General features: G+C 66.7%; 24 protein-coding genes and 1 tRNA gene. 7 read left to right on the top strand and 18 right to left on the bottom strand.

The genetic code is table 11. The annotated features are described in order from the left end of the window. Positions 1-99: 99 nt before the first annotated feature. The gene (locus tag AC5QAB_RS17190) at positions 100-396 is read right to left on the bottom strand and encodes a hypothetical protein (protein WP_014645632.1); all 297 of its coding nucleotides are present in this window, start codon (positions 394-396) and stop codon (positions 100-102) included. 204 nt (positions 397-600) lie between these two features. Further along, positions 601-1,896 carry a tryptophan--tRNA ligase gene (locus tag AC5QAB_RS17185; RefSeq protein WP_014645631.1) on the bottom strand — a complete coding sequence of 432 codons (1,296 nt, stop codon included), beginning with the start codon at positions 1,894-1,896 and terminating at the stop codon, positions 601-603. A gap of 108 nt (positions 1,897-2,004) precedes the next feature. Between AC5QAB_RS17185 and AC5QAB_RS17180 the strand changes: the two genes are divergently transcribed. After that, a complete protein-coding gene (locus AC5QAB_RS17180; RefSeq protein ID WP_142235561.1) occupies positions 2,005-2,811 on the top strand; it encodes a hypothetical protein in 807 nt (268 codons plus the stop codon). A gap of 72 nt (positions 2,812-2,883) precedes the next feature. On the opposite strand, the gene AC5QAB_RS17175 is transcribed toward AC5QAB_RS17180, so the two are convergent. The 3 genes from AC5QAB_RS17175 to rocF all read right to left on the bottom strand — a co-directional run bounded on the left by AC5QAB_RS17175 (position 2,884) and on the right by rocF (position 4,527). After that, complete coding sequence (locus tag AC5QAB_RS17175; protein ID WP_004153772.1) at positions 2,884-3,105, bottom strand: CsbD family protein; 222 nt, start codon at positions 3,103-3,105, stop codon at positions 2,884-2,886. Between the two features lie 203 nt (positions 3,106-3,308). Further along, positions 3,309-3,446 (bottom strand): entericidin A/B family lipoprotein, encoded by a 138-nt coding sequence (locus AC5QAB_RS17170; RefSeq protein WP_014035659.1) that lies wholly within the window; start codon positions 3,444-3,446, stop codon positions 3,309-3,311. Between the two features lie 160 nt (positions 3,447-3,606). Next, entirely contained in the window at positions 3,607-4,527 is a 921-nt protein-coding gene (gene rocF / locus AC5QAB_RS17165; protein ID WP_032956249.1) for an arginase, read from the bottom strand. Between the two features lie 274 nt (positions 4,528-4,801). On the opposite strand from rocF, the gene AC5QAB_RS17160 reads away from it, so the two are divergent. Beyond that, complete coding sequence (locus AC5QAB_RS17160) at positions 4,802-5,251, top strand: hypothetical protein (protein WP_129407568.1); 450 nt, start codon at positions 4,802-4,804, stop codon at positions 5,249-5,251. A gap of 74 nt (positions 5,252-5,325) precedes the next feature. Here the strand turns inward: AC5QAB_RS17160 and AC5QAB_RS17155 are convergent, their stop codons facing one another. Beyond that, positions 5,326-6,096, bottom strand: a complete 771-nt coding sequence (locus AC5QAB_RS17155) for a DUF3011 domain-containing protein (RefSeq protein ID WP_197561970.1) — start codon at positions 6,094-6,096, stop codon at positions 5,326-5,328. Between the two features lie 607 nt (positions 6,097-6,703). On the opposite strand from AC5QAB_RS17155, the gene AC5QAB_RS17150 reads away from it, so the two are divergent. Then, a complete protein-coding gene (locus tag AC5QAB_RS17150) occupies positions 6,704-7,105 on the top strand; it encodes a hypothetical protein (protein WP_197561969.1) in 402 nt (133 codons plus the stop codon). Between the two features lie 172 nt (positions 7,106-7,277). Here AC5QAB_RS17150 and AC5QAB_RS17145 read toward each other — a convergent pair whose 3' ends face one another. Next, on the bottom strand, positions 7,278-7,580 hold the full coding sequence (locus tag AC5QAB_RS17145; RefSeq protein ID WP_032956253.1) for an addiction module antidote protein: 303 nt from the start codon (positions 7,578-7,580) through the stop codon (positions 7,278-7,280). Positions 7,581-7,638: 58 nt separating this feature from the next. Continuing rightward, complete coding sequence (locus tag AC5QAB_RS17140) at positions 7,639-7,926, bottom strand: type II toxin-antitoxin system RelE/ParE family toxin (protein ID WP_129407413.1); 288 nt, start codon at positions 7,924-7,926, stop codon at positions 7,639-7,641. A 231-nt stretch (positions 7,927-8,157) separates the two neighbouring features. Between AC5QAB_RS17140 and AC5QAB_RS17135 the strand changes: the two genes are divergently transcribed. Together AC5QAB_RS17135 and AC5QAB_RS17130 are read left to right on the top strand one after the other, a co-directional pair. Next, on the top strand, positions 8,158-8,757 hold the full coding sequence (locus tag AC5QAB_RS17135) for a hypothetical protein (RefSeq protein ID WP_141098883.1): 600 nt from the start codon (positions 8,158-8,160) through the stop codon (positions 8,755-8,757). Positions 8,758-8,779: 22 nt separating this feature from the next. Then, a complete protein-coding gene (locus AC5QAB_RS17130) occupies positions 8,780-9,904 on the top strand; it encodes an XVIPCD domain-containing protein (protein ID WP_495233512.1) in 1,125 nt (374 codons plus the stop codon). Between the two features lie 84 nt (positions 9,905-9,988). Here AC5QAB_RS17130 and AC5QAB_RS17125 read toward each other — a convergent pair. The 4 genes from AC5QAB_RS17125 to birA all read right to left on the bottom strand — a co-directional run bounded on the left by AC5QAB_RS17125 (position 9,989) and on the right by birA (position 12,665). Further along, positions 9,989-10,064 (bottom strand) — tRNA-Thr (locus AC5QAB_RS17125). A 40-nt stretch (positions 10,065-10,104) separates the two neighbouring features. Next, positions 10,105-10,959 (bottom strand): SPOR domain-containing protein, encoded by an 855-nt coding sequence (locus AC5QAB_RS17120; RefSeq protein WP_049441837.1) that lies wholly within the window; start codon positions 10,957-10,959, stop codon positions 10,105-10,107. Positions 10,960-10,968: 9 nt separating this feature from the next. After that, positions 10,969-11,700 carry a type III pantothenate kinase gene (locus AC5QAB_RS17115; RefSeq protein WP_049441835.1) on the bottom strand — a complete coding sequence of 244 codons (732 nt, stop codon included), beginning with the start codon at positions 11,698-11,700 and terminating at the stop codon, positions 10,969-10,971. Beyond that, positions 11,697-12,665, bottom strand: coding sequence for a bifunctional biotin--[acetyl-CoA-carboxylase] ligase/biotin operon repressor BirA (gene birA / locus AC5QAB_RS17110; RefSeq protein WP_046428093.1), 969 nt, complete (start codon positions 12,663-12,665; stop codon positions 11,697-11,699). The genes AC5QAB_RS17115 and birA overlap by 4 nt, the downstream gene beginning before the upstream one ends. Before the next feature lie 144 nt (positions 12,666-12,809). On the opposite strand from birA, the gene AC5QAB_RS17105 reads away from it, so the two are divergent. Next, positions 12,810-13,094, top strand: a complete 285-nt coding sequence (locus AC5QAB_RS17105; RefSeq protein WP_014645622.1) for a hypothetical protein — start codon at positions 12,810-12,812, stop codon at positions 13,092-13,094. After that, positions 13,061-13,852, top strand: coding sequence for a M90 family metallopeptidase (locus tag AC5QAB_RS17100; protein ID WP_195840011.1), 792 nt, complete (start codon positions 13,061-13,063; stop codon positions 13,850-13,852). The genes AC5QAB_RS17105 and AC5QAB_RS17100 overlap by 34 nt, the downstream gene beginning before the upstream one ends. Before the next feature lie 85 nt (positions 13,853-13,937). Here AC5QAB_RS17100 and AC5QAB_RS17095 read toward each other — a convergent pair whose 3' ends face one another. From AC5QAB_RS17095 to AC5QAB_RS17070, 6 genes are all read right to left on the bottom strand, one after another. Continuing rightward, positions 13,938-15,362 (bottom strand): ATP-binding protein, encoded by a 1,425-nt coding sequence (locus tag AC5QAB_RS17095; RefSeq protein WP_014645620.1) that lies wholly within the window; start codon positions 15,360-15,362, stop codon positions 13,938-13,940. Between the two features lie 25 nt (positions 15,363-15,387). Further along, positions 15,388-16,071: a response regulator transcription factor gene (locus tag AC5QAB_RS17090; protein WP_004136763.1), complete on the bottom strand. Its 684-nt coding sequence runs from the start codon at positions 16,069-16,071 to the stop codon at positions 15,388-15,390. A gap of 73 nt (positions 16,072-16,144) precedes the next feature. Further along, the gene (locus AC5QAB_RS17085) at positions 16,145-16,519 is read right to left on the bottom strand and encodes a hypothetical protein (protein WP_014645619.1); all 375 of its coding nucleotides are present in this window, start codon (positions 16,517-16,519) and stop codon (positions 16,145-16,147) included. 213 nt (positions 16,520-16,732) lie between these two features. Then, positions 16,733-17,764, bottom strand: a complete 1,032-nt coding sequence (dusA, locus tag AC5QAB_RS17080) for a tRNA dihydrouridine(20/20a) synthase DusA (protein ID WP_049441831.1) — start codon at positions 17,762-17,764, stop codon at positions 16,733-16,735. A 94-nt stretch (positions 17,765-17,858) separates the two neighbouring features. Further along, positions 17,859-20,249 (bottom strand): VgrG-related protein, encoded by a 2,391-nt coding sequence (locus AC5QAB_RS17075; RefSeq protein WP_197561473.1) that lies wholly within the window; start codon positions 20,247-20,249, stop codon positions 17,859-17,861. A 25-nt stretch (positions 20,250-20,274) separates the two neighbouring features. Beyond that, a complete protein-coding gene (locus AC5QAB_RS17070; RefSeq protein ID WP_065428057.1) occupies positions 20,275-20,631 on the bottom strand; it encodes a lysozyme inhibitor LprI family protein in 357 nt (118 codons plus the stop codon). Positions 20,632-20,945: the final 314 nt, after the last annotated feature.

Genomic DNA, 20,945 nt, shown 5'->3' with positions numbered 1-20,945 from the left:
CGGCCCGGGTTCGATGCGGCTTTGGTCGGGTAGTGCCGGCCGCTGGCCGGCAAACCTCGGCGCAGCCCGTTGAATGCAGTTGCCGGCCAGCGGCCGGCACTACCGGTCCAGCCAGCGCGGTCGCAGCAGCAACGCCAGCACCAGCACCGCCAGGAACGCGCCGTAGGCGTACAGCACCGCCAGCACCTGCGGCCAGATCGGGCCGGCGCCGGGTTGCACCACGCCGATGCGGTAGCCCCACAGCATCGACACGATGCTCAGCGCGAACGCCAGTACCAGGGTGGTGCCATCGAACAGGCGCCGCCGCGCGCTACGCGGCTGGCGCGGGAACAGCCAGTACAGGCTGCCCAGCAGCAGGAACCAGGGCAGGAACAGCAGCAGCGACAACCAGGCCATCGCAGACTCCATGTCATCGCGCCGGCGGCGCGTGGACATCATGCCATGGGTGCTGTGCCACGGTCGTGCCGGCGGGGGGCTTCCCTGTAGAGCCGAGCCCATGCTCGGCTGCTTTGCTACCCAGCCGAGCACGGGCTCGGCTCTACAGGGGCGGAGCAAAGTCGAGCATGGCTCGACTCTACAAAGGGCAGGCAGGCCCGGCGATCAGGCCGCTTCGCGCAGCACGGCCAGCGCGGCCAGCACGGCGTCCACCTCGGCGTCCAGCTTGAACAGCTCGCTCTGCAGCTGGTCGCCCTGCTCGGCCTGCTTGATCACGGCAATCAGCTGGCCGGCATCACGCGGCGAATCGAAGCCTTCGCTCTGGATCAGCAGCGTGCCGTCGCCGGCGGTCAGCTTGAAGTAGAACCGGCCGTCCTTCTCGCGGTACTGCTTGAACTGCGGCGGCGCCACGCGGGCCACGCCGGCATCTTCGCTGGCGATGTTGCCCGCCGTGGACAGGTCGCGCAGGCCCACGGCGTGGCGCAGTTCTTCCAGCAGCGGTGCCGCCAACTGCTCGCGCAGCTGCTGCCCACGGCGCTTGAGCAGCGCTTCGATCTTCTCCGGCTCGGCCATCAGCGCGTTGTAGCGCTCGCGCAGCGGCGACAGTTCACTGTCGATGCGCTCGAACAGCTGCTGCTTGGCGTCGCCCCAGCTGATGCCGGCAGCGAACGCCTTGGCGAACTCTGCGGTCTGTTCCGGCGTGGCGAACGCCTGGTACATCTGGAACAGCGCCGAGCCTTCGGTGTCCTTCGGCTCACCCGGTGCGCGCGAGTCGGTCAGGATCGAGAACACCAGCTTCTTCAGCTCCTCGCGCGGCACGAACAGCGGAATGGTGTTGTGGTAGCTCTTGCTCATCTTGCGGCCATCCAGGCCGGCCAGCGTTGCCACCTGCTCATCGATCACCACGTCCGGCAGCGGGAAGTACTCCTTGCCGTACACGTGGTTGAAGCGCTGGGCGAAATCGCGCGCCATCTCGATGTGCTGGATCTGGTCACGGCCCACCGGCACCTGGTTGGCCTTGAAGATCAGGATATCGGCGGCCATCAGCACCGGGTACATGAACAGGCCGGCGCTGACGCCTGCGTCCTCGTCCACGCCTTCCTCGCGGTTCTTGTCCACTGCCGCCTTGTAGGCGTGCGCCCGGTTGAGGATGCCCTTGCTGGCGATGGCGGTCAGGAACCACATCAGCTCGGTGGTCTCGCGGATGTCGCTCTGGCGGTAGAACCACACGTGTTCCGGGTCCAGGCCGCAGGCCAGCCAGCTGGCCGCGATCTCCAAGGTCGCGCGCTGGGTGCGCTGCGGGTCCTGCGACTTGATCAGGCTGTGCAGGTCGGCCAGGAAGAAGAAGCTCTCGATCCCCGGCGCGCGGCTGGCGGCGATGGCCGGACGGATGGCGCCAACGTAGTTGCCCAGGTGGGGCGTGCCGGAGGGGGTGATGCCGGTAAGGACTCGGGTCGTCATGACTGCGTGGGGTAACCTTCGATGAACGGGGCCAGTTTACCTTGCACGCCACCAACCCCGTCAGGGCCTGCGGCGCGTTCATTCACCCAACCCCGCTGGAGACGCCCGATGAAACGCCTGCTGCCCCTGCTGCTGATCCTGCCCCTGGCCGGCTTCCGCCCGGCGCCACCTCCGCCACCGGCCTACGAAGGCGGCCCGGTGCGCATGACCCTGGTCGACCGCGACCGTGGCACCGAACTGCGCAGCTACCCCGCCGAGGGCCAGCGCTGGGTGGCCGGCGAGCGCGGCCACCGCTACGCCGTGCGCCTGTACAACGACAGCCCGCGCCGGGTGCTGGTGGTGCTGTCTGTGGACGGCGTCAACGCCATCTCCGGCGAGGATGCCGATCCCTCGCAGACCGGCTACGTGCTCAGCCCCGGCCAGCGCGCCGACATCACCGGCTGGCGCAAGAGCCAGGACGAAGTGGCGCAGTTCGTGTTCAGCAGCCCCAGCGGCAGCTATGCCAGCCGCACCGGCCGCCCGGACAACATCGGCGTTGTGGGCGTGGCGGTGTTCGAAGAGGCACGTCGCTGGCGCCCCGAGCCGATCCTGCGCCGTGGCCTGCCGCTGCCGGCCCCGGCGGCCGAAGCGGCGGCCGATGCCAGTGCCAGTGCCAATGCCAGCCGCATCGAAGGCTACGCCAGCAAGTCGCAGGCCCCAGCGCTGGGTACCGGCCACGGTGCGCGCGAGCAGTCCTCGGTGCGCGATACCGACTTCGAGCGCGCCAGCCGCAGCCCCGCACAGGTATTGCAGCTGCGCTACGACAGCGCCCGCAACCTGCGTGCGCGCGGCATTCTGGTGGATTCGCCCTCGCGCCTGCCGCGCGAACCGCAGGCGTTCCCCAACCGCTACGTGCCGGACCCGCCGGCGCGCTGATCGTCCCGCGCAGACAACACGACGCCCGCAACCTCACGGTGCGGGCGTCGTGTTGTGGGGAAACCGAAGCGCTTACTTGTAGTCCGGGTAGTCCTTGCTCACCGCGTCCTGGAACTCGCGCACTTCCTTCTCCGCGCGGTCCTTGGCCCAGCCATAACGTTCCTGCAGGCGGCCGGCCAGATACTCGGCGTTACCTTCGGCCACATCGAAGTCGTCGTTGGTCAGATCGCCCCACTTGGCCTGGGCCTTGCCCTTCAGCTGCGACCACTTGCCGGAAATGATGTCTTTGTTCATTGCTGGGAGTCCTTGGTTGCAACGGCGTTCTTACCGTGGCTCCAGCTTCGCGCAGCGGCTGTTGAGTACCGGTCAACCGGCAATGAAATACATGCTCACCTGCTTGAATGGTTCACTCCGCTTCGACAGCCATGCGGCAAACAGCGCGCACAAAAAAGGCCGGGAAGATTCCCGGCCTTTTCGCTTTCCAATCCGCGCCGGGCTCACTTGCCCTTGGCGGCGTCCTCAACTTTTTCACCGGCCTTCTGCACGTCCTTGCCGGCACCGGCAACGGTATTGCAACCGGCCAGCAGGGCCACCGAGAACATCGACAACAGCATCAGGGCAACTACGCGCTTCATGGGCTTCTCCTTGGGTTCGCCGCTACACCGCTTCATTCGCGGATGGGGTTCTGTCGCTCGGCGGGAGGGCACACTGCCACCGCCGCCGCGTGAAGTGCAATCTGGCGGCAGCGGCGTGGAGCGGGTGTGAACGGATCGGCGATCCGTTCAGGCCAGGCCCTCAGTCGCGCATCAGGGTGGACTTGCCGAACAGGCTTTCGACCAGGTCCACGGCCAGTTCGGCGGTGGCATTCTGCTTGTCCAGCAAGGGGTTGAGCTCGACGATGTCCAGCGATCCCATGCGCCCGGTGTCGGCGATCATCTCCATCACCAGCTGCGCCTCGCGGTAGTTCACCCCACCCGGCACCGTGGTGCCCACGCCCGGTGCGATGCTCGGGTCGAGGAAGTCCACATCGAAGCTGACATGCAGGTGGGTGTTCTCATCGATGCCGGCCAGCGCCGCCTCCACCGCGCGCTTCATGCCGTTCTCATCGATGTAGCGCATGTCGTACACATCCACCTTGTGGGTCTTGATCAGGCGCTTCTCCTCAGGGTCCACCGAGCGGATGCCGATCTGGTGCATCTGCGCCGGGGTGATCGCCGGTGCGCTGCCGCCCAGGTGGGTCAGCGCCTCCGGGCCGAGGCCGCACAGGCAGGCCACCGGCATGCCGTGGATGTTGCCCGACGGGGTGACATCGCTGGTGTTGAAATCCGAGTGCGCATCCAGCCACAGCACGCGCAGGGTCTTGCCCTGCTCGCGGCACCAGCGCGCGACGGCGGTGATCGAACCGATCCCCAGGCAGTGGTCGCCGCCGAGCATGATGGGCATGCGGCCGGCCTGCAGCTCGGCGTAGCTGGCTTCCATCAGTGCATGGTTCCACGCCACCACTTCATCCAGATGGCGGTAGCCTTCCACCGGCGCGGTCCACGGGTTGCGCGGGCCATCCAGATTGCCCACGTCACGCACGTCCACACCACGCGCTTCCAGCGCCTCCGGCAGGCCCGCCACGCGCAGCGCCTCCGGCCCCAGCCGTGCACCGCGATGGCCCGCACCGACGTCGGTGGGAACGCCAATCAGGGATACGGAGATGGGATGGGCCATGGGTGCCTCCTGCGGTGGGGAAAAAGAAGCACAGTCTAGCCAGAGCTGTGTGACACCACTCGCGGCGGTGCAGCAGGGCAATGCCCGGATCGCCGCGAGCACAAAGGCGCCCCCGTCAGGCATTCCAGCGCTGAGCGGTCAGGAACCCGCCCTTCCTTGATCCACTTCACACCCGAGTCGGCATCGCCTCTTACCCACGGCGGTCCTTGTGTCCACTCTGCGTCGGCACCCGGACGGTGCGGCTTCATTTCCCCAACCCTGGAGAACGACGCACATGAAACATGCACTCAATGGATTTGCGGTACTGGCAATTGCCCTGGGCGGACTGTCTCCGGCAGCTGCCAATGCCTCCTCGCAACGCATCACGCATACGGTGACCACCGACGCGTATCCCATGCAGACGGCGAGCGCACGCCAGGTGCTCGACTGGGTGGCGCAGCGGGTAAAGCCGTCGTTCGCCCCACAGGGCTACGGCAACGTACAGGTGGAACGGCGTGCGTTCTCCGTAGGGCGCGCGTCTGCACGCTCGGATGAATCGATTCCCGGCAAGCTGCCGGAGCAGGGCATTCCCGGTGAGATCTACCGGGTGGAGAACCTGCTTCCCGACGGCTCCCTGCAGACGTGGGAATTCACCTGGGTGGAACCCTCGTCCGGCCATGGCGGCGGCTGGGATGTCACCGGGTACACCTACAAGAAGGGAAATGACCCGGTAAACCAGCAGTAACGGGACGGGGGCAACGCGTGCCGCATTGCCCCCTTCAGACACGCGGCCGACGGCGGGTTTGCCGCCGCGGCACCTCAACCGCCGCGGCGACGAACCGGCGTCAGGCTCTGCACCTGGCCGTTGTTGCGCATCATGCACAGGAAGCGGCCATCGGGATAATCGATGATCAGTTCCTGGTAATCGCTGCCCACCGGCATCTGGGTCACCAGCATGCCCTGCGCGCCCTTGCGCATGTTGCAGGAACCCAGCGCGGTATCGCCCGCCGGCGCGCTGTACGCCACCTTGGACACATTGCGGAACACCGCCCGGCACCCGCCGTTCACCCATACCGAGTGCCGCGACAGGCCCCAGTTCTGCCCTTGTTCGCAGCGGGTGTGGCTCAGCTGGCGCACCATCTCCACGTTGCCGCGCGTATCCATGTCGCACGACACCTGCTGCTGGTCGGTGGATTCGCAGGTCACCTCGCGTGGCAGCGCCGCATCGTTGTCTTCATCGTGGTGGCGGCGGTCGCGATGCTCCGCCGGCGCGGGCGTTCCGCTGGCACTGACCTTGCAGATGCCATTGGCGCCGCCACGGCCGGTATAGCTGATCTGCGGCGTGCCGTCGTCGCTGCGGCTGATCGACAACGTGATGCCACTGCTGGCATCGCGCGCTTCGACGTAGCGGTCGTTGAAGCGTTTCAGCGCCGCCTCGCGGCCCTGCACGTAGACGGGGCCGCCTTCGTCGGCGTGCACATCGATACCGCCCGGGCAGCTGGCGTTGAAGAACGGCACCGCGGCCATGGCCGGGGCCACGAAAGCGGTGGACACCAGTGCGACGGAGAGCGACAGGGCATGGCGACGCATGTGCGGATCCCGAAGGGGCCCAGGGTGGGCGTGTAGCGGCAGTATGCGGTGGGGCGCTGCGGCCTGTCCGTGAGGAATATCAAGAACCCGGCGGCGCGCTTGGGGATTCAGGTCTGATAGGGTGTTCCTGGAGCCCTGCCGGGGCGGTTAAGCCAGCTTTACGTCGTGGGCCACGATGGGCCGCGATGGGCCGTGCGACAGCAATGGCACAGCCGGATGTATCGTGGTTCGCGGCACTGCGCGAACTGTCGCTTCTGGCATTGCACTGCTCGAAACAGGCCAAACGCGATAATTCATTTTTCCTTTCAGATCACCCGATGCCATCGAAACAAACGACTGGCAGGCGGTGATTTCGCATGCGCATGATGAATTGCCACCTTCAGCGGGGTGGCCGGGATTTCCAACCCGAAGACTGAAAGCTGTATACGCTTGCCAGCCGGCGTCGACTTCTCAAAAGCGGCGCCGGCTGGCAATCCGTTCGCCGATCGACGGCGGGCGGTGCGTGGGGGCCTCGTGCCCACCGGCTCATTCAGTCCCGGGATTGGAAACCACGTATCGCCCGCCACCCTTCTCCGGTGGCACCTCTGTTCCTGACGAGGATGCCCGCATGTCCAGAACTCACCACCCCTACCTGACCGCCACCCTGGGCGAGGCCGCCCGGCGCCTGCCACCCGAACTGGCGCAGCCGTTGGAAGCCGCTTTCGCCGCCGCCAACGAGGCAGCCGCGCCGATCAATCTTCCCAGCTGCCTGCAGCGCATCCGCGCCGGTGATGCCGCCGATGGACAGCCGTGGACGGGGCCCGCCAGCACACCCGGCCAGGCCGTGGCCGCCGCACGCCGGGATCGCGCTGCGGTGGGTCTGGTGTCGTTGTTGGAGCTGTATCACGCCGCCGAACGCGTGCGCGTGGACGGGGAAGAGAAGGACGATATCGGCGATGGCACGCGCGAAGGACTGATGCTGGCCTGCCGGGGGCTGGCGGAGTATGTGGCGTTGCAGGTGCGTAGCTGAGGCTGCGGCGGTCGCAGTGTCTGTGCGGCGTTGATCGATGGATTTGCCCACGTCATGCATTGAGCTGGCTCAGCGGGTTGGGGCGAGAAAACTGGCGAAAGGCGGTTCCTTCATTTTCGTTCCACCGCCTTCGACCGACGCGGTGCCGACGCATCATGATCGGCGCATGCGCTTATGCCGCGCTGGCGTGCAATCGCACACCCAGGGCCCGGGTCACCTTCAGGATGGTCGCGAAATCAGGGCTGCGCTCACCGGACAGTGCGCGATACAGACTCTCGCGTGACAGGCCTGCCGCACGCGCAACCTTGCTCATACCCTGAGCGCGCGCGATGTCGCCGAGCGCCTTGGCGATGAACGCGGAATCGCCGTCGCTTTCGTCGATGCAGGCGTCGAGATAGGCGGCCATTTCTTCGGGTGTCCGAAGATGTTCGGCCACATCAAATGCTTTGAGTTCGACTTTTTTCTTAGTGGCCATGATGGAACAGCTCCAGTACTTCGGTATTGATTCGTTTCGACTACAGCCGGTTCGAAGCTCACAGGGCAAGTGCAATCTCCCTGGCCTTTTCGATATCGCGTTGCTGTGAGCTTTTGTCACCTCCGACCAAAAGAATCAGCAACTGCCTGCCGCGCTGGGTGTAGTACAGGCGGTAGCCCGGCCCTGCATCGATACGCAGTTCGGAAATACCGTCCCCCAGATAGCGGTGATCACCCGGCTGGCCTTCGGCGAGCCGACCGATGCGAGCCAGGATGCGAGCGCGTGCAGTTACGTCCTTGAGAGCGTCAATCCATGTCGCGAACTGACGGGTACGCTGGATCTTCATGGAGGACTGTAGCCTACCGGCTACAGTCTTTCAACTATCGGATTGCCCGCATGGAGGTGTGCTCGGCCTTCCGTCTGATGTTTCCTCCCTCGCAGCTGACGCCCCGTTTTTCAAACTGGAAAGTGGAACCGGGTGCGTTTTCAGTAGCTCATTTTTCACGGGAACCCGATCCGTACTCACAAAACGCTGTGCTAGATTCAAGAGCGTGACATTGGCGCGAGAGATGCTTTCATGGATGCGTGGGTCGAGAAATGCGATTCTTCATCAAAACGCGGACGTCGGCGCCGCCTCTGGATCGCAGCGCGTCGTCGCCTCGCGATCGTTATTCCGGCGCTTGTGCTGACAGCATGTTCGAGCGCCGCGACGTCGCCCCCATCAGATCATGTGAATCAAAGACAGGCCATCAAATCAGGGAGTGAAGCTGGTATGGAGCGATTCAAGAACAGCATCGAGCGATTGTCCAATGTGCGTTTTGGCGATATCGATGCATTGAACGAACAGCTTCACACGCATCTTGGAAAACCGGCTCGGCAGGGCCTGAGAGACGAGCGAACCGCAGAACGTGGAATGTTGGGCGGCCTTGAAGTTCGGAACATCACACTGAGAAGTGCTGTCGATAATCCTGCGCAGGCGAAGCTGACCTTCGATGTCGCGCCACCGAGCGTCGCGCTCAAAGAAGTCATCTGGGAGGGAACGGCGCAGTATCCACCTCGGCCTGATGCCCCTGACTCCCTCCCTTACTGGACCGCGCCGGTCAACGGGGCTGAGGTTGTACTCACTCTGGCCCCTGACAATGCGACATTGACCCACGTATTGATCAGTCAGCGTTGACCCCCTGGGCAGGAGCTCGAACATGGAACGTACTGAAGACTCTGAACTGCCGCAGCCGCAGGAGGGGCCTCGCCCAGGACCCGTACGTCGGCCGGAGTCCCCGTTGGCTGACCCTTCGTTGGCGCCGCTTCTGGCGAAATCCCCAACACTTCGGGCGGGTCTCGCACAGGCCGAGCGCGACGATGTGGATGTTGTCTGGGGACAAGCCGGTAGGGGCACCTATCTTGTTCCCGGTGAGAAGATCGTTATTGACGAGAACGCCGTTGGGCAAGGCCCCAGAATCGCGCGCTCTCTTTCCCATGAAGTGGGGCACCATCTCTTCACTGAACGTCCCGATCCGACGTCCAAGCAATCCTATGTAAACACCCTGCTACGCGGAGAAGCAGCTGCGACGCTCAGTAATGTCCAGGTCCAGCGTGAACTCATTGCAGCTGGTGGGCCGGACATTGGTGTGTCCGGCACGGGTAATCGTCCACAACAGTATGGAGCTATTGCCGTTGAACTCCAGGCCGGGCGGATCAATCGAAACCAAGCGCTTGGACAGATCGCTGAAGTGTTCAAAACAGAGGCTCCTTCTGTTGGTCCTCATGCGACATACGAGCTTTACTATGGCGCGCACTATGATCAGCACATAGGACCCACGCAGCGTCGACGTAGGCCCGAGCCAGAACTTGACGCCGAGCGCACTTCGGCTGCGGAAAGAGTCGCCGTGGTCGCCGACGACGCACTTTCGCTGCAACGAGCTACCTTCTCAGTAGCTGAACTCTGCGATGCTGACCGTTCTCTCTATAAGCAGATAAGAGCGGGTGTGGAACGCCTGGATGCCGAGAGCGGGAAGCAGTGGGATGAGTCGAGTCAACGCATGTCCGCGAGTTTGCTGGTGCTCGCGAAGGAGCAAGGGCTTTCAAGAGTTGACCACGTTGTAGTGAACAACCCGACAGAGTCCCTTGCACGTGGCGAGAGAGTATTCATCGTCGAGGGAGCGATGGACGATCCTGCCCAACGCCGTGGAACCATGAATACGATGGACGCGCTCCGCGCGCCTGAAGCAGAGTCACTTCATCGCGCTGATTCATTGGCAGCAAATCTTGAACAGCAGTCAGCGCAGCAGGTCCATGCGCAGGACGGACCATCATTCTCAAGGTAGTACTGCCGAGGCACCGGGTGTACCGCCTTTCGAACCACTGGGCGAGTACCTGGAGCAGCGCAAAGAGGCACTGACTCATGGGGATGGTGCCGCTTATCCGAATCGAACGGATGACCTACTGTTTACAAGACAGTTGCTCTACCAACTGAGCTAAAGCGGCATGGGTGGTGCACCGGCGGCATCGCCGTGGTCCGGGGATTCTAGCGCAACCGCGTGCATTCCAGCGACCGGCTCTGTGCCGCCCCGCTGCGCTGCTGGGCCTGGGCCGGCTGCGTGCCCGGCGCCAGTTGCGCTTCCAGCCACCACTGGCCGGCGTCGCCGCTGGCGACCAGGCGCGGCTGGAAGCCGGCGGCCTGCACCGCTGCCATGCGGCGCTCGGCGCCTTCGCGGTTGCGGTACTGGCCCAGCGCCACGGCGTTGGCCTCCTCGCCCTGGCTGATGATGTAGTAGTCGCTCAGGCCGGCGGCGACGATACGTTTCACGGTGGCCTGCGCTTCATCACGGTTGGCGGCGGCCGGCAGCATCACCCGGTAACGGGCGCTGCCGCTGGCAGCGGGCTGTTCGCGCAGGCGCGCCTGGCTGAGCAGCGCGCCGGCCTTGCCTTGCGCACCGGTCGCGGCGGCGCGGTCGGCGAACGGGCCCAGCGCGACGCAGCGCGGCGGCTCGGCGGCCGCGGGCGGGGTTACGGGCTTTTCCGGTGCCGGAACGGGTGCAGGCGGTGCTGCCGGCTTGGCAGCGGCAGCAATCGGCGTAACGTCAGCCGTCTGCGGCTTGGAAACTTCGGGCTTGGCCGGCCCGGCCGGCGCGGGTGCAGGCGTCGCAGCCACTGCGGTCTTCGCGGCCGGTTCGCGCTCCATCAGCGGTGCGGTCGGGGCGGCGGCGGTGGCCTCGGCTGCGGCATTGGCATCCGCGCCACCGGGCACCCAGCGCAGCTCGGCCACACCAGCGGGTTGCGGCGGCGGCGCAGGCTTCTGCGGTGCATCGCGCAGCAGCCACCAGCAGGCGACGCCAAGATTGAGAACGGCCAGTACGACGATCAGGGCACGGGTCAGCATGCGCGGATACTAGCCTGCGGGCTGGTGCACCGCCCAGCGGGCGAGGCCATCCAGCACCAGCGACGGGTGGTAGTCGGCGCCAGGCAGCAGCGGCATCAGCGCCGGTGCGCCGCCGCCGTGCACCAGCAGCGAGGGCGCTACGCCCAGCAGCGCGTGCGCCTGCTGCGCACTGCGTTCAATCAGCGCCACCGCAGCGCCATCGCAACCGGAGGCCAGCGCATCGGCGGTGTCGTTGGCGAACTCGCTGTAGTCGCCGCCGGTAGCCGGCAGCTGCACGGCGCGGGCGTGCAGCGCTTCGCGCATGGTCGTGGGCGACGCGGAAATGCGGCCACCATGGTGCTGGCCGTCGGCGTCGAGCAGGTCAAGCGTCAGCGCGGTGCCCACGCCGACCACCAGCACCGGGCGCTGTGCCTTTGCGGCAGCCAGCAGGGCCAGGAAGCGGTCGACGCCGAACTTTTCCGGCTTGGCGTAGGCAATGCGCACACCGGCGCATTCGGCGCTGGTGCGCACCACGTGCACGTTTTCGAAGCGGCGTTGCAGCTGGTCCAGCATGGCGCTGGTCAGCGAGGGTGCGGCCACGCTGGCCACGAACGCGGTGGTACCGCTGGGCAGGCTGTGCGGCGGCTGCCCGGCCATGCCTTCGGCGCCATGCGCCCAGGCCTGCACGTCACCGGCACGATCACCCTGCAACGGCGCGAACTTGAAGCGCGAGTTGCCGAGGTCGAACAACCAATCGCTCATGCTGCCCTCACGCTGACTTCGCCGGCGTGCAGCAGGCGTTCCTGGCCATCGATGCGCACGCGCAATGCGCCGTCATCGGCCAGGCCAAGCGCGGTACCGTGCTGCCACTGCCCGTCCAGTTCCACGCGTACTTCGCGGCCGGCCAGCATGTCGAAGGCGGCGTAGCGCGGCAGGAACGGAGCGAGGCCTTCGCGATCGAATTCCTCCAGCGCCGGCAGCAGACGGGCCAGCACGGCGGCAACGACCACGTTGCGGTCCACCGGCTTGCCGGCCAGGGTGTCCAGGTCCACCCACGGCTGGCTGATCTGCTCGGCGAACGACGGCGGCATGTGCGTGTTGATGCCGATGCCGATCACCGCGCGCGCCGGGCCGGCGTATTCGCCACCGCCCTCTGCGAGCAGGCCGACCAGCTTGCGCTTGCCATCGACGATCAGGTCGTTCGGCCACTTCAGCTGTGCCTGGGCATAGCCCAGGTCGTGCAGCGCTTCAGCCACGGCGATGCCGGCCACCAGGCTCAGCCCGGCCAGGCGGCCGAGGCCACCGGAGTACAGGCGCAGCACCGACAGGTAGATATGCGCGGCCAGCGGCGAGGCCCAGGTGCGGCCACGACGGCCACGGCCACCGGTCTGGCGTTCGGCCAGCAGCACGCTGACCCCGCGCTGGGGCGCGCTGCACCGCAGCAATTCAGCGTTGGTGGAGTCCACCGTCCAAGCCACCTGCAGGTCGTGCAGCAGCGGCAGGACCCCGGCCGGCAGGCCACCACGGATCGCCGCCGGGTCCAGCAGGTCAACCGGGCGGGTCAGGCCATAGCCCTCGCCGGCACGGCCCTCGACATCCACACCGGCGGCCCTAAGCCCTTGAATACGCTTCCAAATAGCCGCACGGGTCTGGCCCAGCTCACGGGCCAGGGCGTCGCCGGACAGGCGACCGGCAGCGAGTTTGGCCAGCAATTGGCGATCGTCCACGGCAGCTTCCACGAAGTCAGGCAGGAATTATGCGGGAAAGCCGCCAGCGACGCCCGCCACGCTGGGTTCCGCGGGGGCTTCCAACGGGGCGCCGGGTTCGGGCTAGAATCGGGAACTCACCCTCCCTTAACGTGGATGTCGTCAATGCGCCGTTATGCCCATTGCCTGATACTGCTGATGATGCCCTTCGCGGCGTCTGCGACGGCAGCGCTGGACGACAGCCGCGGCGCCTGCGTGTCCTCCAACGGTGATGCCGCCTCGCAGCGCGCGCCGACCGCGACTGCCTCGGCTGCGACCACCAAGCCGGCACCGGTACGCCCTGCGGCCAGCAGTGCCACCAGCACCGGGGGCGGCGGCAGCGACGATGACGTGCTGCAGCGCATCCGTGCGCCGAAGTGGCACAGCTACCTGCCGGGAATGTTCCGCTGATCAAGTCGTTGCTGCAGTGGCTGCGGCCTACGCCGCGGCCGATCGACGATGCACTGTGGGAACACGCCTGCCGCCGCGCGGCCTGGCTGCACGGACTGGACGACGAACGCCGCGCGCGCCTGCGCGTACTGGCCACGCGCTTCCTGCACGAGAAGACCATCACCCCGATCGGTGAGCTGCAGCTGCAGGCCGGTGACGGCGTGCTGCTGGCCGCGCTGTGCTGCCTGCCGCTGCTGGCGTTCGGTGAGGTGGGGCTGGAGGGCTGGTCGCAGCTGATCGTCTACCCCGATGCCTTCCGCGTGCACCGCAGCCACATGGATGCGGCTGGCGTGCTGCACGAGTGGGATGACGAGCTGATCGGCGAGTCGTGGGACAGCGGTCCGTTGATCCTGTCCTGGGCCGATGTGCAGGCCGACCTGGCGGCGCCGCACGAGGGCTACTGCGTGGCGGTGCACGAGATGGTGCACAAGCTGGATGCGCTCGATGGTGCGATGGATGGTACGCCGCCGCTGCCGCGCGAATGGCAGCGCGAGTGGGCGGGCACGTTCCAGCGCGCCTACGACGCGTTCTGTGCGCAGGTGGACGCAGGCGAAGAGACGCTGATCGATCCGTATGCGGCCGAGGCGCCGGAAGAGTTCTTCGCGGTGGCCAGCGAGTACCACTTCTCGGCACCGGATCTGCTGCAGCAGGCGTTGCCGGAGGTGGCGGCGCAGCTGCGACGGTTCTACGGCGAGCCGCCCAGGATCGCAATGCGGTAGTGCCGGCCGCTGGCCGGCAACCTCATGATCTTCGATGGCATTGCTTGGTTGCCGGCCAGCGGCCAGCACTACCGATCAACGAGGCTTACGGCCCTGGCGGCAGGCGCACTTCGAAGCGGGCGCCGCCCAGTTCGGCCGAACGGCCCACGGTCAGTTCGCCGCGGTAATCCTTGATCAGGTCCTGCACGATCGACAGGCCGATGCCGTGGCCCTGCACGCGCTCGTCGCCACGCACGCCACGCTGCAGCACCTTGCCGATGTCGTCCGGGGCAATGCCCGGGCCGTCGTCATCCACCGCCAGCAGCAGGCCGGCGCGGCGCGCGTTCGGGGCCGGCAGCGGCTGCGCGGTCAGCAGCACGCGGCGGTTGGCCCACTTGAAGGCGTTCTCCAGCAGGTTGCCGAGCAGTTCCTGCAGGTCGCCCGGTTCGCCGTGGAAGCGTGCGGCCGGATCGATATCGAATTCGCACAGCACGCCCTTGGAAGCGTAGACCTTTTCCAGCCCACGCACGATTTCCTCGGCATTGGACTCGATCGGCAGCGGCGCGGAGAACAGCTTGTGGCCCGAGGAGGCCGCGCGCGCCAGCTGGTACGAAACCAGGTTGTTCATGCGCTGCAACTGCACGTCCAGTTCTTCGCGCAGCGCGCCGTCGCCGGCACCGCTGTCCATCTGCGTGCGCAACACGGCAATCGGCGTTTTCAGGCTGTGCGCCAGGTCGGCCAGGGTGTTGCGCTGGCGCTCGAGGTTCTCGCGCTCGCTTTCGATGAAGGCGTTGATGCTGTCGGTCAGCGGTTCCAGCTCGCGCGGGTGGCGCTCGCTCATGCGCTCGGTCTCGCCGCGCTGCACCTTGGTCAACTCGGTGATCACCCGGCGCAACGGGCGCAGGCTCCACTGCAGGATGACGGTCTGCAGCAGCAGCAGGATCAGGCCGATGCCGCCCAGGTAGAACCAGACGCGGCCACGGAACACGCGCAGCTGGGCACCCAGCGCGCGCGAGTCTTCCATCACATAGATGGTGTACGGGAATTCGGTGGCGGGGTCGGCATCGGCGCCCCACACCAAGCCCAGGCCATAGCGGTACACCGAGCCCTGGCTGCCGTCGATCTGGATCATCGGCAGCGGGCCTTCGAACACTTCCTGGCGCGGTGCCAGCAGGCCGCCGCCCACGGTGGGCAGCATCGGGCCTTCGGCGGACATCGAATTGCCCTTGCCGTGCGGCATCACCACCTGCAGGTACAGGCCACTGCCCGGCACGTCGAAGCGCGAATCCGGCGGCTGCTCGCGGATATACAGCGAGCGGTCACGGGTGAAGTCGATGCCGGCCGCGTATGAGGTGGCGTAGTTCTTCAGGCGCTCGCGCAGGTTTGCCTTCGCCGTATCGGCGAAGGCGGCGTCGAGCGCGTAACCGGCCAGGGCCAGGAACGCCACCAGGCCCACGGACGCGGCGAGCATCTGGCGCGCCTGCAGTGAGCGCGGCCGCCAGCGTCGGAAGAACCACAGACGGCCGGACATCGTGTTATCGCCAGGGTGAGCCGGCTCAGCCCTCGTTGCGCGGGATCGCGAAACGGTAGCCGCGACCGCGTACGGTCTCGATCGGCTTCAGTTCGCCATCCGGGTCCAGCTTCTTGCGCAGGCGGCCGATGAACACTTCCAGCACGTTCGAGTCGCGGTCGAAGTCCTGCTGGTAGATGTGCTCGGTGAGGTCGGCCTTGGAGACCAGTTCACCGGCATGCATCATCAGGTACTCCAGCACCTTGTACTCGTAGCTGGTCAGGTCGACATTGCTGCCGGCCACGCTGACGGTCTGGGCGGCGAGGTCCAATGCGACCGGGCCGCATTCCAGGGTCGGCTTGCTCCAGCCGGCGGCGCGGCGCAGCAACGCGTTGACGCGGGCCAGCAGCTCTTCGACGTGGAACGGCTTGACCAGGTAATCGTCGGCACCCTGCTTCAGGCCCTCGACCTTGTCCTGCCAGCTCGAACGCGCGGTCAGGATCAGCACCGGGAACTTCTTGCCTTCATCACGCAGGGCCTTGATCAGCTCCATGCCCGACATCTTGGGCAGGCCCAGGTCGATGATGCCGACATCGAACGGAACTTCGCGCCCCATGTAGAGGCCTTCCTCGCCGTCCTGCGCAGCATCGACGGCAAAGCCTTCGCGCTTGAGCCGGGCTGCCAGGGTCTCACGCAGCGGGGCTTCGTCTTCGACCAGAAGGATACGCATGAACTCTCCCTAGTGTCCTGGGTGTGGCCCGGAGGCCTGTGGGGTACGGGTTGATAGCGACAACTATCCCTGTTCAGGGGTTATCGCCGCGTAGTGATGACATATCCGACCGCGGCGTGCGCGGCTGTGAACGCGACGGGGCGGGGTCGTCCATGTAGCGGACCCGGCCCCGGTCGTCCATGTACTTCACCCGGTTGATATCACGACCATCGAACGGCACGCGCTCGGCACCGAGGATGTGACCACCCGTGGTGCGCTGCACGCGGCGCACGGCATCGGACAGCGAACGCTCGTCGCCACGGTTGCCGCGCTCGCCCCGCTCCATCATCTCCGCACGCCCCTGCTCACCCCGCGGCGGCTGCTGTGCCAGCGCCGACGACAGCGGCACGGCCGACAGGACCACGCAGGTGGCCAGGGCAATGCGGCGATGGAAGGGAGCGGAAGACATCGATGCGATCCTAGCCGAGCACGGCGATTCGTTCAAAAGTCGTAAATCCGGATGCCGGGTTCGGGGCCCGGCGCTTTACAAATCCTTTGCAAATTCTTGGTTTGGGGCAGTGAATCCGGTCTGAACTTTTCCGGCCGCGACCCCGCGATGTTCAGCTAGGTGAACATTCGGAACGAATCGCCGCGCCTTGTCAAGTCAGGAATGTGACAGCGGTCACGCTGCGGCGCGATCAGCGTCGCGTTCGGTCGCGGCAAGCGCCTGCTCGACCAGGCTCCAATCGGCGCCCGGGCGGTGTGCGCCCTCGCTCAGCACCTGGCGGAATGCGCGGCCACCGGGCTGGCCATGGAACAGGCCGAGCAGGTGGCGGGTGATGTGCTTCAGCGCCAGGCCTTCGCCCAGGCGCGCTTCCACGTAGGGACGCAGCGCGCGCAGCAGGTCGCCGCGGGCCTGCAGCGGGGCGCCGGTCTGCAGCGCCTCCAGCTGATGCAGCAGGTAGGGATCGTGGTAGGCCGCGCGGCCCAGCATCACGCCATCGACGTGCGCGGCCTGCGCCTGCACCGCCTCGACGCTGGCCAGGCCGCCGTTGAGCACCACCGGCAGCGCCGGGCGCTCCTGTTTCAGGCGGTAGGCCCAGTCGTACTTCAGCGGCGGAACCTCGCGGTTCTCCTTCGGCGACAGGCCCTTCAGCCACGCGTTGCGCGCGTGCACCACCACCATCGCGGCACCTGCGGCGACCTGGCGGTCGACGAAGGCGGCGAACACGTCGTAGTCGTTGTCCTCGTCCACGCCCAGGCGGCACTTCACCGTCACCGGGATCTCGACGGCATCGACCATCGCCGCCACGCACTCGGCCACGAGCATCGGCTCGCGCATCAGGCAGGCGCCGAAGCGCCCGGCCTGCACGCGGTCGGACGGGCAGCCGCAGTTGAGGTTGACCTCGTCGTAGCCCCAGTCGGCAGCGATGCGCGCAGCCTGCGCCAGCAGCGCGGGATCGCTGCCCCCCAGCTGCAGCGCCAGCGGCTGTTCGCTGCGGTCGAAGCCGAGCAGGCGCGCGCGATCGCCGTGGATGACCGCGTTGGCGTGCACCATTTCCGTGTACAGGCGCACACCCGGTGCCAGCACGCGATGGAACACGCGGCAATGGCGATCGGTCCAGTCCATCATGGGGGCAACGGACAGGCGCAGGGAATCGGCGTAACGGGCGGTGGCGGACGTCATCGGGGTGTTGATCGTGGAGACTGGCATTGCCAGTGAGATCAATAGTTTACACCGGACGGCTGAATGGCGGCGGGTGGCTCCGGGGCTGGCCGCTCGACCGGCCCCGGGGACACCGCGTGGCTTACAACCCGCGGTTGCGCACCTGTTCCTGCTGCTGTTCCTGCGCACGCTGGTTGAACTGACTGTCCAGCGCTTCGCTCTGCCGGCTGCTGGCCTCGACCGAGTGCGACACCGCCTGCTGGCGGTCGACGAAGGTCCGCTGCGCTGCCGGGTCACCCAGCTCGCCCTGCACCGCGAACAGGCCGGTGCCGTCCGGGCGGGCCACGACATGGTCGATCTGGCGCATGCCGGACACCTTGCTTTCGTAGGCCAGCTGGCCAGCCGCTCGTTCGGCTTCCTGCGGGTTGGCGAACAGCGGCTTCAGGCCGGCCTGGGCGCGCTGCTGTTCGAGCGCCTGCAGCCTGTCCAAAGCCTGGCCGAAGCGCGCGTTGTCGGCATGCCCGGCGTCGCGCATGCTGGCCGGCGCTGCAGGTTCGGCCTGGGCCGGTGCCGCCGGCGCGATACCGGCCTTCACCGCGTTGGGGGCATCGACCTGCGCCAGGGTCCTGCGGCCGGCCTTGCCATCGTCGTCCAGGCCATTGTTGGCCTGGAACTGCTTGACCGCTGCAAAGGTGTCCTTGCCATACACGCCATCGGCGTGCAGCGGCTTGCCGTCGGCCCCGGCGTAGCCCAGCGCCGCCAGCTTGCCCTGCAGGGCCTTGACCTCATCGCCGCGCTCGCCCTGCTTCAGCACGCCATCGGCCATCGGCGCCTGCTGTGCACTGCGTGCGGCCTGCGCGGCCTCGGGGCCCTGCGCGTGGACCTTGCCGCCCAGGGTGATGCGGTCGTTGAGCATGTCACCCAGGAACCTGCGGTACTGATCGGGCTCGAGCTCGATATGCGCGTGCACGGCACCCGGGGTACCGGCATCGGACTGGCGGATCAACGGCGCACCGTACTCGACGAAATCACCGGTCTTGTAAGGGGTGGTTCCACGCGCACCGTGCAGCACCTGCCCGACCAGTTCGCGCTGCGGATGCCCGGCCGGATGGCTCCAGATGCTGATCGAATTCCACTTGTCATTGTTGACCTGGACATACCCGGCGACCGGATTGGGAATCATCACCTCCCGGTCGCCGCGCGCATTGCTCAGGATCAGATCCTTGTGCACCAGCGGGATGCCGTTGCGATCACCGCGGGTCCGTACCGTTTCCAGTTCGCCCTCGACCATGGCCGACGGGCGGTCAGCCTTGGCGGCATTGCCGGTGCGCACGGCCTCGGCATTGGTGTTGGGGTGATGGATCTTCAGTTCGCGATAGGCATCCTCGCCACTGGTGCCATGGCGCAGTGTGCGGTTGCTGCTGCCGTTGCCAAAGGGTTCGACCACGACGATGCGTTGGCCACCGGGCGCGGCGGCGGCATCGGGTTCCCGCGCAGTCGCGGGCGCGGGTGCCGCAGCAGGAGTGACCGGTGCCACAGGCTGCGCCGGCGTGTGCTCGCGTACCGCCGTATCCAGGGCCTGCAGGGTCTGCCGGCCGGCCTTGCCATCGACGGTCAGCCCATGCGCCTGCTGGAACTCGCGCACTGCATGCTCGGTATTGGCACCGTAGTGGCTATCGGCTGTCAGCGGTTGCCCGTTGCGACCGGTATGGCCGGCCTGGATCAGCTTGGCCTGCAGGGCCTGGACCTCGGTACCGCGCTCGCCGGGTGCCAGCACGCCGTCGGCCATCGCCGATGCGGCCGCACGCTGGCCGCGCTGGCCGGGCTCAGGTTCACCGAACACCTGCTGGTAATCCTTGCCCCGGTAAGCCTCGGGGTTGTGGTTGACCTGGTCGTAGCGCGCCAGCCCGACCAGTGCGGTCTTCTCGGTGAGCGCACGATCACGCAGCGAATCCCACAGGGTGGGCGAGCTCTGGAAGTGCACCTGCACATTGGCGTGCTTGTAGTCCTGCACCGCGCGGACAATCTGCTCGTCGCTCAGCTCAGTCAGCTTGAAGTCTTCGCCATAGGCCTGCTGCAGGCCCTTCTGGAACACCGACCGGGTCATGCCGCGGTACTGCACCGAGGTACTCCACAGCGCATCCTGCACGGCCGCACCACGGCCGGAGAGATCGATGCCCACATCCTTCAGGCGGCCCATCTGCACGTCGTAGTACTTGTGCTGGATGAAGTCGTGCTGGTCCCTGGCAAACCCTGCCGGATCGGCGGCCGCCACTTCCTTCCAGCGTTCGGTGAAGGCCGGGGTTCCTGCCTGCAGGCCGTTGAAGCGGTTGCCATAGCGCGAGGCGGCGACGTACTCATCCACGCCGCCAACGTTGGTGGCGTACTGGTAGCTGCCATACGACACGCCGCCATGGTCGCCCCTGCCGGTGGAAACGTGGCCGGGGCCGCGACCTCCGGTTTCGAAATGCGCCGACGTCTGGCCGCGATGCCAGTTGTCCATTGCCTGCTTTGCCTGGGTCACAACATCCATTTTCCTGCACTCCTTTGCGGGGGAATTACTTCGAGGTCAGTGCCTGCAGCACGTCGGCACGGTTGGCGGTGCGATTGATCCGGCAGGACTGCGCGTCCAGCATCTGCCCCTGCCCGTCTTCGGCAGGGTTCCAGCTGCAGTAGCGATTGGTATCGGACATGTAGGCGGCCTGCTCGTCCATCAGCCTGTCCTTGTCCTTGCCATCGGGACCGTCGACGATCTTCATGAAGGCCTGCTCGAGTCGCTGCTCCTGCCAGGCAAGCTCCTCATCGCCACACGCCTGCAGTGCGGGGGTCTCGCCGCCGCTGGAGTTCACGCACGTGGCGTACTGCGGCCGCAGCGTGGCTTTGTTGTAGGAATCATCCGGGCGCTGCGGCGGCATGTCCTGATCATCGGCATCGGCCGCTGTCGTGGCAGGTGCTGCGCGTGCAGGCTCTGCAGTGGCGGGCGGCGATGCGGTGGCGGGCGCGGCGGGCGCGGGGGCAGCTGCCGTATCCGCCTCCGGGCTCTTGGCCTGACATGCTGCCAGGCTGAGGCCCAGGGCCAGCGCAAGCGCGATGGCCCCGGCCCTGCCGAACGTTTCGCGGGGGGCCGCTGGAAGGTGGTTTGTTCCCTGCATTGCTTGCATCTCCTTGGCATCCAGGCACGTGGCCCGTCAACGCGGGGCCGTCCATCGGCCCCATCGGGAACTGCATG

The organism is Stenotrophomonas sp. YJH_SMC_127 (assembly GCF_059372445.1).
This window is presented reverse-complemented; position numbering and strand designations above follow the sequence as displayed.

What these genes read in the sequence shown, in the direction of transcription:
- AC5QAB_RS17085 (WP_014645619.1), bottom strand. Translation starts at nt 16,519, where the DNA reads ATGTCTTCCGCTCCCTTCCATCGCCGCATTGCCCTGGCCACCTGCGTG.
- rocF (WP_032956249.1), bottom strand. Translation starts at nt 4,527, where the DNA reads ATGGCCCATCCCATCTCCGTATCCCTGATTGGCGTTCCCACCGACGTC.
- AC5QAB_RS17185 (WP_014645631.1), bottom strand. Translation starts at nt 1,896, where the DNA reads ATGACGACCCGAGTCCTTACCGGCATCACCCCCTCCGGCACGCCCCAC.
- AC5QAB_RS17190 (WP_014645632.1), bottom strand. Translation starts at nt 396, where the DNA reads ATGGCCTGGTTGTCGCTGCTGCTGTTCCTGCCCTGGTTCCTGCTGCTG.
- AC5QAB_RS17070 (WP_065428057.1), bottom strand. Translation starts at nt 20,631, where the DNA reads ATGCCGCCGCAGCGCCCGGATGATTCCTACAACAAAGCCACGCTGCGG.
- AC5QAB_RS17130 (WP_495233512.1), top strand. Translation starts at nt 8,780, where the DNA reads ATGGAACGTACTGAAGACTCTGAACTGCCGCAGCCGCAGGAGGGGCCT.
- AC5QAB_RS17075 (WP_197561473.1), bottom strand. Translation starts at nt 20,249, where the DNA reads ATGGATGTTGTGACCCAGGCAAAGCAGGCAATGGACAACTGGCATCGC.
- AC5QAB_RS17170 (WP_014035659.1), bottom strand. Translation starts at nt 3,446, where the DNA reads ATGAAGCGCGTAGTTGCCCTGATGCTGTTGTCGATGTTCTCGGTGGCC.
- AC5QAB_RS17120 (WP_049441837.1), bottom strand. Translation starts at nt 10,959, where the DNA reads ATGCTGACCCGTGCCCTGATCGTCGTACTGGCCGTTCTCAATCTTGGC.
- AC5QAB_RS17145 (WP_032956253.1), bottom strand. Translation starts at nt 7,580, where the DNA reads ATGGCCACTAAGAAAAAAGTCGAACTCAAAGCATTTGATGTGGCCGAA.
- AC5QAB_RS17180 (WP_142235561.1), top strand. Translation starts at nt 2,005, where the DNA reads ATGAAACGCCTGCTGCCCCTGCTGCTGATCCTGCCCCTGGCCGGCTTC.
- AC5QAB_RS17115 (WP_049441835.1), bottom strand. Translation starts at nt 11,700, where the DNA reads ATGAGCGATTGGTTGTTCGACCTCGGCAACTCGCGCTTCAAGTTCGCG.
- AC5QAB_RS17150 (WP_197561969.1), top strand. Translation starts at nt 6,704, where the DNA reads ATGTCCAGAACTCACCACCCCTACCTGACCGCCACCCTGGGCGAGGCC.
- AC5QAB_RS17155 (WP_197561970.1), bottom strand. Translation starts at nt 6,096, where the DNA reads ATGCGTCGCCATGCCCTGTCGCTCTCCGTCGCACTGGTGTCCACCGCT.
- AC5QAB_RS17095 (WP_014645620.1), bottom strand. Translation starts at nt 15,362, where the DNA reads ATGTCCGGCCGTCTGTGGTTCTTCCGACGCTGGCGGCCGCGCTCACTG.
- AC5QAB_RS17105 (WP_014645622.1), top strand. Translation starts at nt 12,810, where the DNA reads ATGCGCCGTTATGCCCATTGCCTGATACTGCTGATGATGCCCTTCGCG.
- AC5QAB_RS17175 (WP_004153772.1), bottom strand. Translation starts at nt 3,105, where the DNA reads ATGAACAAAGACATCATTTCCGGCAAGTGGTCGCAGCTGAAGGGCAAG.
- AC5QAB_RS17140 (WP_129407413.1), bottom strand. Translation starts at nt 7,926, where the DNA reads ATGAAGATCCAGCGTACCCGTCAGTTCGCGACATGGATTGACGCTCTC.
- dusA (WP_049441831.1), bottom strand. Translation starts at nt 17,764, where the DNA reads ATGCCAGTCTCCACGATCAACACCCCGATGACGTCCGCCACCGCCCGT.
- AC5QAB_RS17090 (WP_004136763.1), bottom strand. Translation starts at nt 16,071, where the DNA reads ATGCGTATCCTTCTGGTCGAAGACGAAGCCCCGCTGCGTGAGACCCTG.
- AC5QAB_RS17135 (WP_141098883.1), top strand. Translation starts at nt 8,158, where the DNA reads ATGGATGCGTGGGTCGAGAAATGCGATTCTTCATCAAAACGCGGACGT.
- AC5QAB_RS17160 (WP_129407568.1), top strand. Translation starts at nt 4,802, where the DNA reads ATGAAACATGCACTCAATGGATTTGCGGTACTGGCAATTGCCCTGGGC.